Source organism: Pseudomonas sp. W17, assembly GCF_040268305.1.
GTDB lineage: Bacteria > Pseudomonadota > Gammaproteobacteria > Pseudomonadales > Pseudomonadaceae > Aquipseudomonas > Aquipseudomonas protegens.
Window position 1 is genome coordinate 4,129,876 of the sequence record NZ_CP158490.1, and the last position, 15,758, is coordinate 4,145,633.

Below are 15,758 nucleotides of genomic sequence, written 5' to 3' on the forward strand. Positions count from 1 at the left end.
AGCGTTTGCCTGTGGTCTGCATGTCATGCCTCCCGAGGGTTCCAGCGTGGGTGAAGGTGTTGGCCGTCCAGGCTCAGCAGCGGCCCGTACATCTCCGGGCGACGGTCGCGGAAGATGCCCCAGGTGCGACGTTCCTCGGCCATGGCGGCCAGGTCCAGGCGCTGCAGCAAGACCCCTGTGCTGTCACGATCGGCCTCGGCCAGCAGCCGGCCCTTGTGGTCGCAGATGAACGATGAGCCGTAGAAATCCATGTGCAACGCCGGGTCACCGGTAGCCACTTCACGGCCGACCCGGTTGGCCGCCACTACCGGCAGCAGGTTGGCCGCCGCGTGCCCGCGCATGGTCATCTGCCAGTGATCCCGGGAATCCAACCCGGCGCTGCCCGGTTCGCTGCCGATGGCGGTGGGAAACAGCAAGACCTCGGCGCCTTGCAGCGCCAGGCAGCGGGCGGTCTCGGGGAACCACTGGTCCCAGCAGATGCCGATGCCCAGGCGGCCGAAAGCGCTGTCCCAGACCTTGAAACCGGTATCGCCGGGGCTGAAGTACTCCTTCTCCTGATAACCCACGGCGTTGGGAATGTGGGTCTTGCGGTACACCCCCAGCAAGCGGCCGTCGGCATCGGCGACGCTCAGGGAATTGAAATAGGCCGTACCGGCCCTTTCGAACCAGCTCAGGGGCAGCACCACACCCAGCTCCCGGGCCAGGGCGGCGAAACGCTGGAGCACCCGGCTCGCGGGGTATTCCTCGGCCAGGGCCAGGTGCCGATGCTGCTGTTCGATGCAGAAGTACGGGGTGGCGAACAGCTCTTGCAGGAGGATCACCTGGGCGCCCCGGGCTGCCGCTTCGCGCACCAGCTGTTCGGCGCGCTCGAGGTTGCCCGGCAGGTCCCAGGTGCAGGGCATCTGGGTGGTCGCGACGGTCAATGGGTTCATGCCTGGGCCCTCGTTGGCCATTGGGGTTGCTGCTGGGTGATGCAATGCACGCCACCGCCGCCGTGGGCCAGATGGTTGATCCGCACCGGCACCACCTGCCGGTCGGGGAAGGCCCGGGCCAGCACCTGGGCCGCTTGCTGGTCGGCGGCGATGCCGTAGGCCGGCATGATCACCGCGCCATTGGCCAGGTAGAAGTTGGTGTAGGAGGCGCAGAACACCTCGGCCCGGTGGTCCACCGCGGCGCTGGCCTCGAACAGCTCGATCAGCTCGAAGGCGCGCCCGCGGGCATCCCGCGCCAGCTCCAGGGCACGACGGTTCTCGCGCACCACTTCGGCGTACACCGAGCCCCGGTCATGGGTGGCATCCACCAGCAGCACCCCGGGGCGGGCAAAGGCGCAGACCCCGTCGACATGGCCGTCGGTCATGTCCCCGGTCACTTGGTCCGGGTCCCCCGGCAGCCAGATGATCTTCTGCACACCCAGCAGGCGCTGGAAGATCGCCTCGACCTCGGCCTTGCCCAGGCCCGGATTGCGGTTGGCGTTGAGCAGCACCGATTCGGTGGTGATCAGGGTGCCCTCGCCGTCCACATGGATGGCCCCGCCTTCGTTGGCCAGGGGCGTGCCGAAGCAAGGCAGCCCCAGCTGGTCCAGCAGGCGCCGGGCCAGGCTGCGGTCCAGGCTGTGCTCGGACTTGCCGCCCCAGGCGTTGAAGCGCCAACTGACCCCGGCCAGCCCCTGCTGCGGATGGCAGATGAAACTCGGGCCGGAATCCCGGCACCAGCTGTCGTCCACCGCCAGGGGGACCAGCTCGACATTGGCGCCACACAGGCGTCGGGCACTGTCCAGGGCAGCGGGATCGACCACCAGTTTCACCGGTTCGAAACCGGCGATGGCATTGGCCACCCGGGCGAAGTCTGCCTGCACCTCGGCCAGGGTCACGCCCCATACCGATTCCCACACCCCCCGGTTGTGGGGCCAGACCATCCAGGTCGCCGCGTGGGGCGCCCACTCGGCGGGCATCCGCCAGCCACTGTCCTGCCTGTCATTGCCTTGCATGGGCCCTGCACCTCTCAAGTAAGGTTTTGTTATCAATCAACCAACAAGGTTGAAACACAGCGCCCATGCTATGGCTTTGAAAAACCGCCAACAAACGATAGATTTAGCGCACATCTGATCAGTCAGGCTTATCAATCATGCTCAAACACTGGCCACCTCTGAATGCCCTGCGAGGCTTCGAAGCCGCCGCGCGCCTGGGCAGTTTTCACCAGGCGGCGCAGGAACTGCACCTCACCCAATCGGCCATCAGCCAGCAGATCCGCAGCCTGGAAACCTTCCTCGAACAGCCGCTGTTCCATCGCAGCGGCCGCAGCGTGACCCTCACCGACGCCGGGCACGACCTGCGTAGCACCACCCAGTCGCTATTGCAGCAACTGGCGGTGGGCATCCGCCGCCTGGAGCAGTACCGCAAGCCCAACCAGCTGGTGGTCAATACCAGCCCGGCCTTTGCCCGCCACTGGCTGTTGCCGCGGCTGGGGGAATTCCATCGCCTGCACCCGGAGGTGGACCTGTGGCTATTCACCAGCTTCGAGCCACCGGACATGAGCACCCAGACCATCGACCTGACCTTGCGCGACGACCTCAGCGCCCAGGCCGAATGCAGCTACCTGGAGCTGTACAGCGACCGCCTCTACCCCGCCTGCCACCCCAGCGTGCTGGCGCAACCCGAAGCACTGCGCACCACCTTGCATGGCGAGCGGGAAATGGACTGGAGCCACTGGCTGGTGGAAGGCGGCAGCGACATTGGTCAACGCAGCAACGGCCTGAACTTTTCCGACCCGGGCCTGCTGCTGGACGCCGCCTGCGCCGGCCACGGCATTGCCCTGGTCAGCCAGCTGCTGAGCCAGCAGGCCCGGAGCCAGGGCTTGCTGAGCCCTTTGTGCGAACAGAGCGTGCGCGGCCCGACCTGGGCCTGGCTGATTCACCGCGACAGTGAAAGCAGCCCGCTGACCCGCAGTTTCTCGCAGTGGCTACAGGCTGCGCTGCAGGCTTCGGCCGAAGCTTGAGGCGCCCGCCCGGCAAAGACTGGAGCGATGCAAAACGGCTTTCCATCCCTGCCCCTAACCCCACGCGTGGCGGCGCCTTAAGCTGGCGCCGGTGCAATCCGCACTGCCTTCCAGGAGCCGCCCGTGCCCCCGATCCACGACATCAACTGGCCGCTGTGGCTGTCCACCATGCTGCCCATGGCCCTGAGCGCCGGGCCCGGCAACCTGATGGTGGCCAGCTCCGGCGCCCGCAGCGGCGTGCGGCGTTCCCTGCGCTTCATCTGCGGGCTGGACCTGACCTACCTGCTCCTGGCGCTACTGGTGGGGCTGGGGCTGTATCACAGCCTGGCGGCTTACCCAGGGTTGCTCTGGGGGCTGCGGGTAGCGGGCAGCCTGTACATTTTCTGGCTGGGCCTGCGCCTGCTGCTGCGGCCATTGCGCAAGCCTGGCGAGCAGAGTGAAGCCCTGCAGTTTCGTGATGGCGTGATGCTGCAACTGGGCAATGTGCAGGGTCTGGTGATGCTGCTGGTCATGTTCTCCACCTTCAGCCCGGGCGCCGATGCGGGCACTGCCGTGATACTGGCGCTCAGCGCCGCGCTGATCGCGGTGAACCTGTTCGGCCACCTGCTGTGGGCCAGCCTGGGCTCAAGCCTGCAGCGGCTGATGCACGACCGCCCTCGCCTGCTGCTGGCGCAGAATGCGCTATTCGGCTTGCTGCTGATGGCGGTGGCCGGGTGGCTATTGCTGCGTGGCGCCTAGCGCGTCAGCCGGCCTTGCCCTCACCCTGCAAGCCCTGGCGCGCCAGCAGATCGCAGAGAAATTCCGCCACCCGCTCGACCCGCTCCTGGCCCTGTGTCGCCAGGTTGCGCAGCAGCCAGATATCCGCGCGGTGGGCCGGAGCCTGGGGCAAGACCCGGTGCAGGCCCAGGGGTTCTGCGATATAGGCCGGCAAGGCGGCAATCCCCAGGCCCGCCTGCACCGCCTTGAGCTGCGCCTCCAGGTTGCCGGTGCGCATCCACAACGGCTGATTACCGCTGAGCTGGTCCAGCCAGCAGGCCAGGGGCATGTGGGCCAGGGTCTGGTTCCAGCCGATCAGCGAATGCTGGCGCAGCTCCGAAGGCTTCTCGGGGCAGCCATGGGCCGCGGCATAACCTGGGGAACAGAACAGCGCCTGGGTCAACTCGCCGACCCGGCGCAGGGTGAAGTTGCCGGCTTCCGGCCGTTGCAGGCGCAGCAGCAGGTCACTGTGACTCTGGGTGAGCTTGACCGAGCGCGCCGCATTGACGAAATCGAAGCTGATCTGCGGATGCTGCAAGCGAAACTGCGCCAGTGCGGGAATGATCAGGTGGCTGCCCATCAACTCCGGGCATTCGATGCGCACCACCCCGGCCATGCGCGCGCCTGGCCGGGACAACTGACGTTCCATCAGGCGCAAGCGCTCCTCGATCTCCAGGGCCATGGGCAGTAGGGCCTGGCCGGCTTCGGTGAGGAAGTAGCCCTGGGTGGTCTTGAGGAACAGCACGCTGCTCAAGGCCTGCTCCAGCACCAGGATCTTGCGCGAGACCGTCGAGGCCGACACCTTCAGCGCCTGCCCGGCGTCGGTGATGTTGCTGGCATTGGCGACGGCAATGAAAAACCGCAGATCGTCCCAGTTCACGCTTACCTGCCCTATCCCTGAAAACCCAGGCCCGGGATCTTATGCGAAATAAGCAGCGCAGCGGTCAGACTTTTCTCCTGTAAAGTGCCCAAAATCTTTCCTGCCCACGGATCGGGAGCCCCCATGCTGGAACTGCACACCCCTCGCCTGAACCTGCGCCCCCTGAACGTCCATGACTGGGAGCTGTTCCTGGCCCTGCACAGCGACCCGGAAAACCTGCGCTATGTCTGCGATCCGCTCTCCCGGATGCAGATCGAGGAGCGTTTCACCTCGCGCCTGCCCCATTGGGACATGGATTGCGACCACTGGCTGTGCCTGGTGATCCGCGATCGCCACAGCGGCGAGGAGCTGGGCTTCACCGGCCTGCGAGTCAGCGACCGGCCCGGCGCCGAAGCCGAGGTCGGCTACCTGCTGGCCCCCGGTCATCAAGGCAAGGGCCTGGCCACGGAATCCCTGCGCACGCTGATGCAATACGCCCGCCACAGCCTGGGGATCAAGCGCCTGGTGGCCACGGTCACCGACGGCAATGCTGCGTCCTGCCAGGTTCTGCAGCGATGCGGTTTCGTCTTCCAGCAACGTGACGAAGGGGCCTTCCGCATGGGTGGCGAAGACTTCGACGACCTGATTTTCAGCTGCCCCCTGACGGCCTGAGTGCGGGTTTGTGGCCCCCGCCTACGCCTGCCTGGCGTGGGTTTTTCTTGACAGCGAAAATTCCCAACGGCTATTGTCTGACAACCTGACTACCAAGGTTTTACCCACCCATGCTTGAACTCCAGCGACCCGACTCTCTCGTTGTGCGTGTGGTCAATGCGATCCGCACCGAGATCGACTCCGGCCGCCTGGCCCCCGAATCGCGCCTGCCCACCGAGCAGCAACTGGCCGAGCAGTTGAACGTCAGCCGCTCGGTGATTCGCGAGGCCATCGCCCAGCTCAAGGCCGACGGCGTACTGATCGCCCGGCGTGGCCTGGGTTCGTACATTTCCAAGACCCCCGCCGGCACCGTGTTCCGTTTCCCCCAGGGCGATGGCCGCCTGCCGGACCTGGCGCAGATGTTCGAGATGCGTTTGTGGATCGAAACCCAGGCCGCGTCGATCGCCGCCCAGCGCCGCGACGCCGCCGACCTGCAACGGATGCAGGGCGCGTTGCAGGAAATGCACGACAAGCGCAGTGATTTCGAAGCCGCGGGGCTGGCCGACGTGGAGTTCCACCGGGCCATCGCCGAGGCCAGCAAGAACGACTATTTCGTGGCCTTTCATGATTTTCTGCGCAGCCAGCTGACCAGCGCCCGCAAGGCCGCCTGGGAGAACTCGGCGCTGCGCATGGTGGGCGGTTCCGCCGATGCCACCCAGGAACACCAGGCGCTGTACCAGGCGATTGCCGCTGGCGACCGCCAGGCCGCCGCCGGTTGCGCCGACGCCCACTTGCGGGCTTCGGCCAAGCGCCTGGGCCTGGAACTGCCGACTATCGATTGACCAAAGCTTCACGCTTGAAGCCGCATGCCACGGCCTGCGGTTTTTTGTCGGATTAGTTAGTCTGACAACCTGATAACCAGACCGAAACGCATTGGATCCAAGGTACCTAAGAACAATGATTTATGACTTTTGCATCATCGGCGGCGGCATCGTCGGCCTGGCTACGGCGATGGAGATCCTCAAGCGCCAGCCCGGCGCTTCGCTGGTCATCCTGGAAAAGGAAAACGTCCTGGCCAAGCACCAGACCGGGCACAACAGCGGGGTGATCCACGCCGGCATCTACTACGCCCCGGGCAGCCTCAAGGCCGACCTGTGCAAGCGTGGCGCCGAGGCCACCAAGCAGTTCTGCAGCGAGCACGGGATCAAGTTCGAGGTCTGCGGCAAAGTGCTGGTGGCGTCCAACGCCCTGGAAGTGCAGCGCATGGAGGCCCTGTACCAGCGCTCGCAACAGAACGGCCTGAAGGTGGAGCGCCTGGACGCCGAGCAACTGCGCCAGCGCGAACCGAATATCGTCGGTCTTGGCGGGCTGTTCCTCGACGCCACCGGCATCGTCGACTACCGCGAAGTCTGCGACACCATGGCCCGGGTGATCCGCCGCGAGGGCGGCGAGATCTGCCTGAGCCAGACCGTCACCGCGATCCAGGAAAGCGCCGACAGCGTCACCGTCAGCAGCCATGGCGGCAGCTGGCGGGCGAAGAAGCTGGTGGCCTGCGCCGGCCTGCAATCGGATCGCCTGGCGGTGATGGCCGGGGTGAAGATCGACCACCAGATCATCCCCTTTCGCGGCGAGTACTTCCGCCTGCCGGCGTCGAAGAACAACATCGTCAATCACTTGATCTACCCGATCCCCGATCCGGAGCTGCCGTTCCTCGGGGTGCACCTGACCCGCATGATCGACGGCAGCGTTACCGTCGGCCCCAACGCGGTACTGGGCCTGGGCCGGGAGAACTACAGGAAGTTCTCCATCAACTGGCGCGACGTGGCGCAGTACGCCAGCTTCCCCGGTTTCTGGAAAACCATCTGGCAGAACCTCGGCTCCGGCACCACCGAGATGAAGAACTCACTGTTCAAGTCCGGCTACCTGGAGCAGTGCCGCAAGTACTGCCCTTCCCTGCAAGTGGAAGACCTGCTGCCTTATGAGGCGGGGATCCGCGCCCAGGCGGTGATGCGCGACGGCAGCCTGGTGCACGATTTCCTGTTCGCCGAAACCCCGCGCATGTTGCACGTGTGCAACGCGCCCTCGCCCGCCGCCACTTCGGCGATTCCCATTGGCTCGATGATTGCCGACCGGATTTTCCAGGCCGCCTGAAACACCCCGCGCCATCACCTTGCAGCGCAGTGCCCCGGCACTGCCAGGCGGGCCGCGTGTCGCCGCAATACCCCTTGGCCGCCCCGTAGGGCGCGTCGCGCAAGGCTCGCGTCAACTCGACAATAACTACAATGATTCATGAGGATGTACGGATATGACCGCAGTTGAAACCAGCAGTACTGCAGCGGAAACCCCACAGCAAACCAAGAAACGCCTGCGCAAGGTCGCAGCGGCCACCATCTTCGGCTCGATGCTGGAGTGGTATGACTTCTACCTCTACGCCACCATGGCGGCCATCGTCTTCTCGAAGATCTTCTTCGATAACAGCAACCCGAAAAGCGCCACCCTGATGGCCTTCTCGACCTTTGCCATCGGCTTTATCGCCCGCCCCTTCGGCGGCATCCTGTTCGGCTACCTGGGGGACAAGTTCGGCCGCAAGCAGGTACTGGTGCTGACCTTCTGCCTGATGGGCGTGTGCACCGCGCTGATCGGCCTGATCCCCAGCTACGCGTCGATCGGCATCTGGGCGCCGATCCTGCTGGTGGCAATCCGCATCATCCAGGGCCTGGGCGCCGGCGCCGAACTGTCCGGCGCGGCGGTCACCTCCTATGAACACGCCAGCGAAGGCAAGCGCGGCAGCCAGGGCGCCTGGCCGGCACTGGGGCTGAACCTAGGCCTGCTGCTGTCGTCGCTGACCATCTACCTGCTGACCATCAACGGCAACGATTTCCTGCTGGCCGGCGGCTGGCGCATTCCGTTCGTCTGCAGCATCGTCCTGGTGGCCGTCGGCCTGTGGGTGCGCAACAGCATTCCGGAAACCCCGGAGTTCAAGGAACTGAGCAAGGAAAGCCAGAAAGCCAAGGCCTCGCCGCTCAAGGCGCTGTTCAAGAACGACCTCAAGGGCCTGGCCGTGGTGTTCTTCGTGGCGGTGGGCTACAACGCCCTGAGCTACATTTTCAAGACCTTCTCCCTGGCCTACCTGACCCAGTACAAGAACGTCGATGTGCACGTCACTTCGCTGTCGGTGACCATCGCCAGCCTGATCGCCATCGTCGCCGTGCCGTTCTTCGGCTGGCTCTGCGACAAGTGGAGCAGCAAGACCGTGCTGATCCTCGGCGGGCTGTTCTCGGTGCTGTTCGCCTACCCCTTCCTGGCCCTGCTCAACACCGGTGAGAGCCTGATGATCTACATCGCCATCGGCGTCGGCACCGGCATTCTGGCGCCGATGATGTTCGCCCCACAGGGCTCCTTCCTCAGCCGCCAGTTCCCCACCGCGACCCGCTCTTCGGGCTTCGGCACCGGGCGCGAGATCGGCACCGCCATCGCCGGTGGCCTGGCGCCGCTGGGCGCTCTGTCCCTGGTCACGGCCTCGGCCACCCACTCCACCGACGGCGTGGTGATCATTCTCGCCGTCGCCGCGGTGCTGGTGGTGGTGTTCGCCTTCCTCGACCAGGGCCGCAAGCACTCGGCCTTCAAGAACTGAGGCTGGACCCAACCCTGCCCGGGCCGCTCCTACGGCCCGGGCAGACTTTGCTAAGGTGGCCGCTGAACCCGCATTACAGGCCACCCCATGTCACCCGATAGCGCATTCGGCGTCGATGCCGACGGCTTGATCGCCCTTCCTGCCGAACCACCCCTGCAGCCCGAGTACCGAGCCCTGCTCGACGAGCTGTGCGCCGCCCTCACCGCTCCCGCCAGCCCGCCGCTGCATAGCCTGTACCTGTACGGCAGCGTCGCCCGTGGCACAGCCCGGCCTGGAGCTTCCGACCTGGACCTGTGCCTGATCCTGCAAGATCCCGCCGACCCGGCCGCGTGCCAGCATCTGGAAAACCTGCGCCAAGCCCTGCAAGCGCGCCACCCGCTAGTGTCGAAGATCGATTTCGATATCGGCGACCTCAACCAGGTGCTGGAAACGCGGAACCTCGACAGCTGGGGCTATTGGCTCAAGCACCATTGCCGCTGCCTGTGGGGCGAAGACCTGCGCTCGCGCTTTGCACCTTTCAGGCCCAGCCGGGAGATTGCCCTGGCGGTGAACGGTGACTTTCTCGCAGTGCTGGACGACTACGCCGAGCGCATCGACCGCGAACAGATGCCCGCCGAAGTCCTCCGGCTGCAACGGCAGGCCTCGCGCAAACTCGTTCGCGCCACCAACCTGCTGCGCCAGGAGCAGGAGCCGAGCTGGCCCCAGAGCCTGGATGAGCACGTGCGGCTGTTTGTGCAGTACTACCCGGAAATGGCAGGCCCCATCGACGAGTTCCGCCAGGCCGCCGAGGCAATGGCCCCCGCCGGCGCCGGTTTCAGCGACCGCTTGCGGCAGATGGCGCAGTGGATGAGCCAGGCACTGACCCCGCCGCCATCCAGAAATTGACCCATGCAATTGCACCGCCCCCGGCAACGGCTGCACCAGAGTTTCAAAACGGCTCCCCCCCCCCGCGAGGCGCTGCCCCATCTACTGCAAGCGGCGCCGGAACGGGGGTCGCTGCCGGGTCAGACCTGCAGCACCTCGATCCCCAACTGCCGATAACCTTCGATGTCCACACCCGGCGCCTCCTGCTCGGTCACCAGCCGGTGCAAACGGTTGCATGGCACCACCACGAAGGGTTCCATGGCCCCGAGCTTGTCGGCGGTGGTCACGGCGATGACCTCTCTGGCACTGTCGAACATTGCCTGCTTGATCGGCACCTCGTCGAAATGCAGGGAGCTGATGCCGATCTCCGGGTGGATCGCGCAGACGCCGGTGAACATCAGGTCGGCCTTGATTCCCTGGATCATGCGCAGTGCTGCATGGCCGCTGGCGGACAGGGTTGCCGGGTTGAGCTGGCCACCGGCGAGAATCACCCTGACCTTGGGGTACTCGGCCAGGGCCACGGCAATCATCGGCGAGGCGGTGACCGCGGTCAGGCTGATGCCCGCCGGCAGCGACTGGGCGATGTGCAGGGTGGTGGAGCCGGAATCGAACAGCACCGTCTGGCCGTCCTGCACCCATTGCACGGCATATTGCGCCAGGCGCAGTTTCGCCTCATTGGTTTCGCCGACCCGGGTGAAATAGTCCTTGCCGCTGTCCTTGGGCCGCGGCAGCGCGCCACCATGGACCCGCTGCACCAGGCCGGCGGCATCCAGCTCCGCCAGGTCGCGGCGGATGGTGTCTTCGGACACCGCGAAATGCCGGCTCAGTTCGGCGGCCATGACCTTGCCGTCGCGCTCCAGCAGCAGAAGGATTTTTTGCCGACGCAAGGATGGCAGCTCGGCTGGCGGGTGTTGACCTTGCATGTTTACGCCCGTTATTGCGTGTTTTCGCCAAGCTACACAGACACTCGGGCAAAAACAAGCAACCCGATCAGTTGATCAGCTGCGGCGCCCGTGAGCGGTACAAGGCCGCTTCCCCGAGGCGCTCGCGCACCAGCGCCTGGGCCTGGCGGGTCATCTGGTCCAACTGCCGGTCGCGCTTTTTCTCCGCTTCCAGCATGGCCTTGCGCCCGTGCTGGGCCAGCAGGTAGGTGTGGATCTGCCGCACTTCCACCGACTGGTAGATCGGTGCCACATCCAGCACCGCCAGCAGGCCGTCGCTGCCATGGTCCCGGGTGTTCATCAGCACCTGCGGGCCGCGGGCGCCCAGCAGCTGGAAGCCCAGGGCCTCGAAACACCCCACCTTGGCCACGTTGCAGGCAAGTTCCGCATGGGGGTAACGCGCCAGCATGGCTTGCAGCATCTGCCGGGCAATGCCCTGGCGCCGGTGGCCTTGCAGCACCGCCATGTACGCCACGGCGCAGGCCTGGGGATCGTCCTTGACCGGCAGGTACAGGGTGAAACCCAGCACCTGGTCCGGGGCCTGCGGGTCGGTGGCCACCACCAGCTCCACCGCGATCCCCCGGGAACCGTCCATGGCCTGCAGGTACAGGTGCACCTCATAGCCGACGCCGTACTGGTACAGGTTGTACAGCGGGTTGCTCGGGGCGATGGCCACCGCGCTGACGTCGGTGATGTAGTCCACCACCATCTGCTGGATCTGGCTCTGGATGGCTTCGGGCGGCGGGGCTTGGAACAGGGTGATGCTGGACATCGAGGCGGTGACTCCGAGGGTTGGGGCAGGCCCGGCTACGGCGGGCGCGCCATGATAACCCGGCGCGGGTGACACAGGCGCACAACCGGGCAGCGCATCGGGTGCGTGCATCGGCGAAAAAGCGCGAATGGGATCGGGAGCAAGAGACTGGCTGGCTGCGGCTATGGCGGGGCCATGGCCGCAACCGGCACAGGATACGGATGCACCGGGGCATCCGCGGTGCTCCGCCCGACGAACGCGGGCGGGGCCGAGGGCTTACAGCGCCATGTCGGCCGCTGGGTTGCTCTCTGGCTTGGCCAGGCTGGCCGGAGCCTGAGGCGCCGCGCCCTTGACCGGCGGTGGCGGGGTCAGTTGCAGCACTTCAGCGGTGTAGGCCCATTCTTTGGCCACACGCTCAGGGCTGTCGTTCAGGGCCGTACCGTAGCTCGGCACGATCTGCTTGAGCTTCTCCTGCCAGGCCGGGGTCGCTACCTGGTCCTTGAAGACTTTCTGCAGCACGCTGAGCATGATCGGCGCGGCGGTCGAAGCACCTGGGGATGCGCCCAGCAGGCCGGCGATGCTGCCGTCTTCGGAGGCCACGATCTCGGTGCCCAGTTTCAGCACGCCGCCCTTCTCTTCGTCACGCTTGATGATCTGCACGCGCTGGCCGGCCTGCCACAGGCGCCAGTCTTCCTGCTTGGCGTTGGGGAAGTATTCCTTCAGCGCGGCAAAGCGGTCGTCATCCGACAGCATCAGTTGGCCGGCCAAGTATTCCACCAGCGGGTACTGCTCGATGCCTACCTTGGTCATCGGCCAGAAGTTGTGGGTGGTGGTGCTGGTCAGCAGGTCGAAGTACGAACCTTCCTTGAGGAACTTGGTGGAGAAGGTAGCGAATGGGCCAAACAGGATCACCCGCTTGCCGTCCAGCACACGAGTGTCCAGGTGCGGAACCGACATCGGTGGCGCGCCGACCGAAGCCTTGCCGTAGGCCTTGGCCAGGTGCTGCTCGGCCACGCTGGCGTTGTCGGTCACCAGGAACGAGCCACCCACCGGGAAGCCGGCGTATTCGTTGGCTTCAGGAATGCCCGACTTCTGCAGCAGGTGCAGGGCACCGCCGCCGGCGCCGATGAACACGAACTTGGCGTCGGTCTCGGTTTTCGAACCGTCCTTGAGGTTCTTGTAGGTCACGCGCCACGAGCCGTCTTTATTGCGCTCGATTTCCTGCACTTCGCTGGACAGTTTCAGCGCGAAGTTGGGCTGGGCCTGCAGGTGGGCAACGAACTGGCGAGTGATCTCGCCGAAGTTGACGTCGGTGCCGATCGGGGTCCAGGTCGCAGCGATCTTCTGCGCCGGGTCACGACCTTCCATCATCAGTGGAACCCACTTCTTGATCTGCTCGGCGTCTTCGGAGTACTGCATGCCGCTGAACAGCGGGCTGGCCTGCAGGGCCTCGTAGCGGGCCTTGAGGAACTTGATGTTGTCATCGCCCCAGACAAAGCTCATGTGCGGGGTGGAGTTGATGAACGAACGCGGGTTCTTCAGGACGCCGTTCTTGACCTGCCAGGACCAGAACTGCCGGGAAATCTGGAACGCTTCGTTGATCTCGATGGCCTTGGCGATCTCGATCTTGCCGTCCTTGCCTTCCGGCGTGTAGTTCAGCTCGGCCAAAGCGGAGTGGCCGGTACCGGCGTTGTTCCAGCCGTTGGAGCTTTCTTCTGCGACGCCGTCCAGGCGCTCGACCATCTCCATCGACCAATCCGGCTGCAGCTCATTGAGCCAGACCCCGAGGGTCGAACTCATGATGCCGCCACCGATCAGCAGCACATCCACTTTCTTCGGCTCAGCCGCGTGCGCGGTCGTGAGGCCTATCGACATCGCCAGCCCGATCAGGGCCGTGTTCACTTTCTTAAACATTCTGAGTACCTACGATAGAACGCCATCCGCCGCCCCATCCTCGATCCTGCGTACTCCGGTGATTGCGAAACAGTCATTTCGCAGGTCCTGGACCAACACATTCAAAAGAACTGGAGGGTGGGCACACAAGGCCGACGAGACAGGCTCGACCTCAGTTTTATATCGCTCCGGCGCTGACTTCTTGTCGTTCTTGGCTTCAGCTACTTGAGTGACAGTGTTTCTCAGGGCACGTCACGGGACGCAACCAACAGGCAGTTTCCCCCTGCCCGACCTTGCGCGCCGCAAACTGCCGGACGAACAAGAATGACGCCCGCACTGGCGGGGGCCAACAGGAAAGTAGGGGTCGGGTTCAACCAAAGAGGTAAACGAACACTGCCTGACATTACATTCGGCGGGGTCGTGCAGACACTCCCACAGCCTTGCAAGGGACCCGAACAGGCCACTTGAAGCTAAGCACGGGTAAGGTATTTCTGCACAAACGATGAACCGATTCAGCGCAAGAATATCATTACGGCATCAGCCTGTCTTGGCCGGAGCCACGAGCCGCCCGCCCGGGAAAACCTCGACGCTGTACGACACCTGCCGCAATCAATGCGTCACAACGACGCTGGCCGCCCCTCATTCAAAGCGGCAAATGCGCCTTCGCCAAGAGGCGACCTTGATGCATGATGGCGCCGCGCCACAACACCACCTTCACCCATTTACTGCAAAGGACGGCCATGCCAGGTATCGACAGTGTTGCAACAGAGTTCCGCGCGTTCCTGAAGTCCTGGGAACAGGAGCGCCCGCACCTTCCCTCGGCCCTCAGCGTGCTCGGCAATGGTTTCGAGGGCTGGCTGAAGTTCGAATTCTATTTCTGGCTGATCCAGCACCGGGGGTTGGCCGGGCCACGCGACGGCTGGCTCGGCGACGTGGGCGTGGAATACAAGGTCGCCCTGGACCAGCGCTGGTCCGACATGGACATTCACCATAAGCAATGTGACCTGTGGATCCGCGACGCAGACAAGCGGCGCTTCCACTTCATCGAACTCAAGGCGCCCTTTGCCAACGCCAACCAAGGCAAGTTGTTCATCTCGGCATCGGACGACTACTGGTACATGACACGCCTGAAGGCCAAGGAAGAAAAGGTCGCCAGCGGCAGCGTGATCATCTTCGGCGTCGGCTTCACAGAGGATAAATGGACAAAGCATCTGAAGGCGGTCGAGGAATACACCGGCTGGGTCGAACACGCCTCCCGCGATATTGGCGAAGTACCTGGGGTCGAGAACCTGCGCTGGGCCGTGCTGACCATGCACTACCCCAGCTAGCTGCAATCCGGCCTTCGATCGTTCAGGCAAATTGGATAGGATGCTGCGCTGCAACGCCGGGAAAGCACCCGGCGCCGCGCCCCCAAGAACAACAAGGAACAACCATGCACCCGACCTCACTGCAAGACACCACCGCCCCCGAAGGCGTGTGCTTCGGCTGCGGCAGCAGCAACCATCACGGCCTGCACATCAAGAGCCACTGGCACGAGGACGGTGTACACGTGGTGGCCGAGCACCTGCCCGACGCCAAGTACTGCGGCTGGCCGGACCTGGTCTACGGCGGCCTGATCGCCATGCTGGTGGACTGCCACTCCAACTGGACCGCCATGGCCTACCACTACCGCAACGAACAGCGCGAGCCCGGCAGCCTGCCACGCATCGACTGCGTCACCGGCAACCTGGGCATCAAGTTCATCAAGCCCACCCCCATGGGCGTGCCCCTGACCCTGCGCGCCAGGGTCGAGGGTGAAGTGGGCCGCAAGAGCCAGGTGATCTGCGAGGTGTATGCCGGCGATGTGCTGACCGCCATTGGCGATTCGGTCTTCGTGCGGGTCGATACCAGCCAGCTCGCGGCAGCGGCTCACGGTAGAGACACCTGAGCCGAGGGCCTGGGAAGGCGGCCGGAACTATCGCGCATGCAGGTGGGACAGGTGCCCATAGCCCGCCGCCCGGGCAAAATCCGCCAGCCGCCACAACGAACCGTTGGCCCCCCAGGTGCCATCAGCCACGTCATCCAGCAGGATCGAGGTCATCAGCATTCGCGGATCGTCCTCTGCCAGACAGGCGGCCAGCGCCTGATGCAAGCCCTCGACATAGGCCTGGCGCTGGGCAGCATCGAGCACGCCCGCCGGGACCTTGACCCGGACCATGCAAGGAACCGCCTGGGCACTGGAGTCGGCACCGCCACAGCTCCAGAAGCCCGGCGCCAGCTCTTCCAGCAGTACCCAGCACAACGCCCGCTGACGGGGGTCATCACCTATTTGCTCCACCGTCAGGGCCACTTGGGTAACCTCTTGCAAGACCTTGGCACGCTGCCGGGCATCGAAAGCGCCCTGGGGGATCTTGATCAGAATATTAGGCATCGGCA

16 protein-coding genes are annotated in these 15,758 nt (G+C 64.8%); 9 read left to right on the plus strand and 7 right to left on the minus strand.

From position 1 onward, the window contains the following. Positions 1–23 precede the first annotated feature (23 nt). Together aguB and ABCR88_RS19000 are read right to left on the minus strand one after the other, a co-directional pair. Positions 24–932 (minus strand): N-carbamoylputrescine amidase, encoded by a 909-nt coding sequence (gene aguB, locus ABCR88_RS18995; RefSeq protein WP_065364710.1) that lies wholly within the window; start codon positions 930–932, stop codon positions 24–26. Further along, entirely contained in the window at positions 929–1,987 is a 1,059-nt protein-coding gene (locus ABCR88_RS19000) for an agmatine deiminase family protein (protein ID WP_350403084.1), read from the minus strand. Before ABCR88_RS19000 ends, aguB begins: the two co-directional genes overlap by 4 nt. Before the next feature lie 137 nt (positions 1,988–2,124). On the opposite strand from ABCR88_RS19000, the gene ABCR88_RS19005 reads away from it, so the two are divergent. Together ABCR88_RS19005 and ABCR88_RS19010 are read left to right on the plus strand one after the other, a co-directional pair. Then, positions 2,125–2,994 carry a LysR family transcriptional regulator gene (locus tag ABCR88_RS19005; protein ID WP_041117489.1) on the plus strand — a complete coding sequence of 290 codons (870 nt, stop codon included), beginning with the start codon at positions 2,125–2,127 and terminating at the stop codon, positions 2,992–2,994. 123 nt (positions 2,995–3,117) lie between these two features. Next, positions 3,118–3,732 carry a LysE family transporter gene (locus ABCR88_RS19010; RefSeq protein WP_236186893.1) on the plus strand — a complete coding sequence of 205 codons (615 nt, stop codon included), beginning with the start codon at positions 3,118–3,120 and terminating at the stop codon, positions 3,730–3,732. A gap of 4 nt (positions 3,733–3,736) precedes the next feature. Here the strand turns inward: ABCR88_RS19010 and ABCR88_RS19015 are convergent, their stop codons facing one another. Next, positions 3,737–4,630, minus strand: a complete 894-nt coding sequence (locus ABCR88_RS19015; RefSeq protein WP_350403086.1) for a LysR family transcriptional regulator — start codon at positions 4,628–4,630, stop codon at positions 3,737–3,739. A 123-nt stretch (positions 4,631–4,753) separates the two neighbouring features. On the opposite strand from ABCR88_RS19015, the gene ABCR88_RS19020 reads away from it, so the two are divergent. The 5 genes from ABCR88_RS19020 (at position 4,754) to ABCR88_RS19040 (ending at position 9,779) form a co-directional block, all read left to right on the plus strand. Continuing rightward, positions 4,754–5,281, plus strand: a complete 528-nt coding sequence (locus tag ABCR88_RS19020) for a GNAT family N-acetyltransferase (protein ID WP_041117485.1) — start codon at positions 4,754–4,756, stop codon at positions 5,279–5,281. Positions 5,282–5,391: 110 nt separating this feature from the next. Further along, complete coding sequence (locus ABCR88_RS19025; protein ID WP_011060731.1) at positions 5,392–6,102, plus strand: FadR/GntR family transcriptional regulator; 711 nt, start codon at positions 5,392–5,394, stop codon at positions 6,100–6,102. A gap of 115 nt (positions 6,103–6,217) precedes the next feature. Continuing rightward, positions 6,218–7,411 (plus strand): L-2-hydroxyglutarate oxidase, encoded by a 1,194-nt coding sequence (gene lhgO / locus ABCR88_RS19030; protein ID WP_011060730.1) that lies wholly within the window; start codon positions 6,218–6,220, stop codon positions 7,409–7,411. Positions 7,412–7,565: 154 nt separating this feature from the next. Further along, the gene (locus tag ABCR88_RS19035) at positions 7,566–8,894 is read left to right on the plus strand and encodes an MFS transporter (protein ID WP_015635186.1); all 1,329 of its coding nucleotides are present in this window, start codon (positions 7,566–7,568) and stop codon (positions 8,892–8,894) included. Positions 8,895–8,981: 87 nt separating this feature from the next. Beyond that, on the plus strand, positions 8,982–9,779 hold the full coding sequence (locus ABCR88_RS19040; RefSeq protein ID WP_041117483.1) for a nucleotidyltransferase domain-containing protein: 798 nt from the start codon (positions 8,982–8,984) through the stop codon (positions 9,777–9,779). Positions 9,780–9,898: 119 nt separating this feature from the next. Here ABCR88_RS19040 and ABCR88_RS19045 read toward each other — a convergent pair whose 3' ends face one another. The 3 genes from ABCR88_RS19045 to mqo form a co-directional block, all read right to left on the minus strand. Beyond that, positions 9,899–10,681: a DeoR/GlpR family DNA-binding transcription regulator gene (locus ABCR88_RS19045; protein WP_350023965.1), complete on the minus strand. Its 783-nt coding sequence runs from the start codon at positions 10,679–10,681 to the stop codon at positions 9,899–9,901. Between the two features lie 67 nt (positions 10,682–10,748). Continuing rightward, entirely contained in the window at positions 10,749–11,471 is a 723-nt protein-coding gene (locus ABCR88_RS19050; RefSeq protein WP_015635183.1) for a GNAT family N-acetyltransferase, read from the minus strand. A 255-nt stretch (positions 11,472–11,726) separates the two neighbouring features. Further along, positions 11,727–13,364 (minus strand): malate dehydrogenase (quinone), encoded by a 1,638-nt coding sequence (mqo, locus tag ABCR88_RS19055; protein ID WP_011060725.1) that lies wholly within the window; start codon positions 13,362–13,364, stop codon positions 11,727–11,729. A 665-nt stretch (positions 13,365–14,029) separates the two neighbouring features. Here mqo and ABCR88_RS19060 point away from each other — a divergent pair. Both ABCR88_RS19060 and ABCR88_RS19065 read left to right on the plus strand, forming a co-directional pair. Further along, positions 14,030–14,671, plus strand: a complete 642-nt coding sequence (locus ABCR88_RS19060; RefSeq protein WP_041117477.1) for a hypothetical protein — start codon at positions 14,030–14,032, stop codon at positions 14,669–14,671. A gap of 104 nt (positions 14,672–14,775) precedes the next feature. Further along, on the plus strand, positions 14,776–15,270 hold the full coding sequence (locus ABCR88_RS19065; protein ID WP_232642487.1) for a PaaI family thioesterase: 495 nt from the start codon (positions 14,776–14,778) through the stop codon (positions 15,268–15,270). A 27-nt stretch (positions 15,271–15,297) separates the two neighbouring features. Here the strand turns inward: ABCR88_RS19065 and ABCR88_RS19070 are convergent, their stop codons facing one another. After that, positions 15,298–15,753, minus strand: a complete 456-nt coding sequence (locus ABCR88_RS19070) for a tautomerase (RefSeq protein WP_337153423.1) — start codon at positions 15,751–15,753, stop codon at positions 15,298–15,300. Positions 15,754–15,758 lie beyond the last annotated feature (5 nt).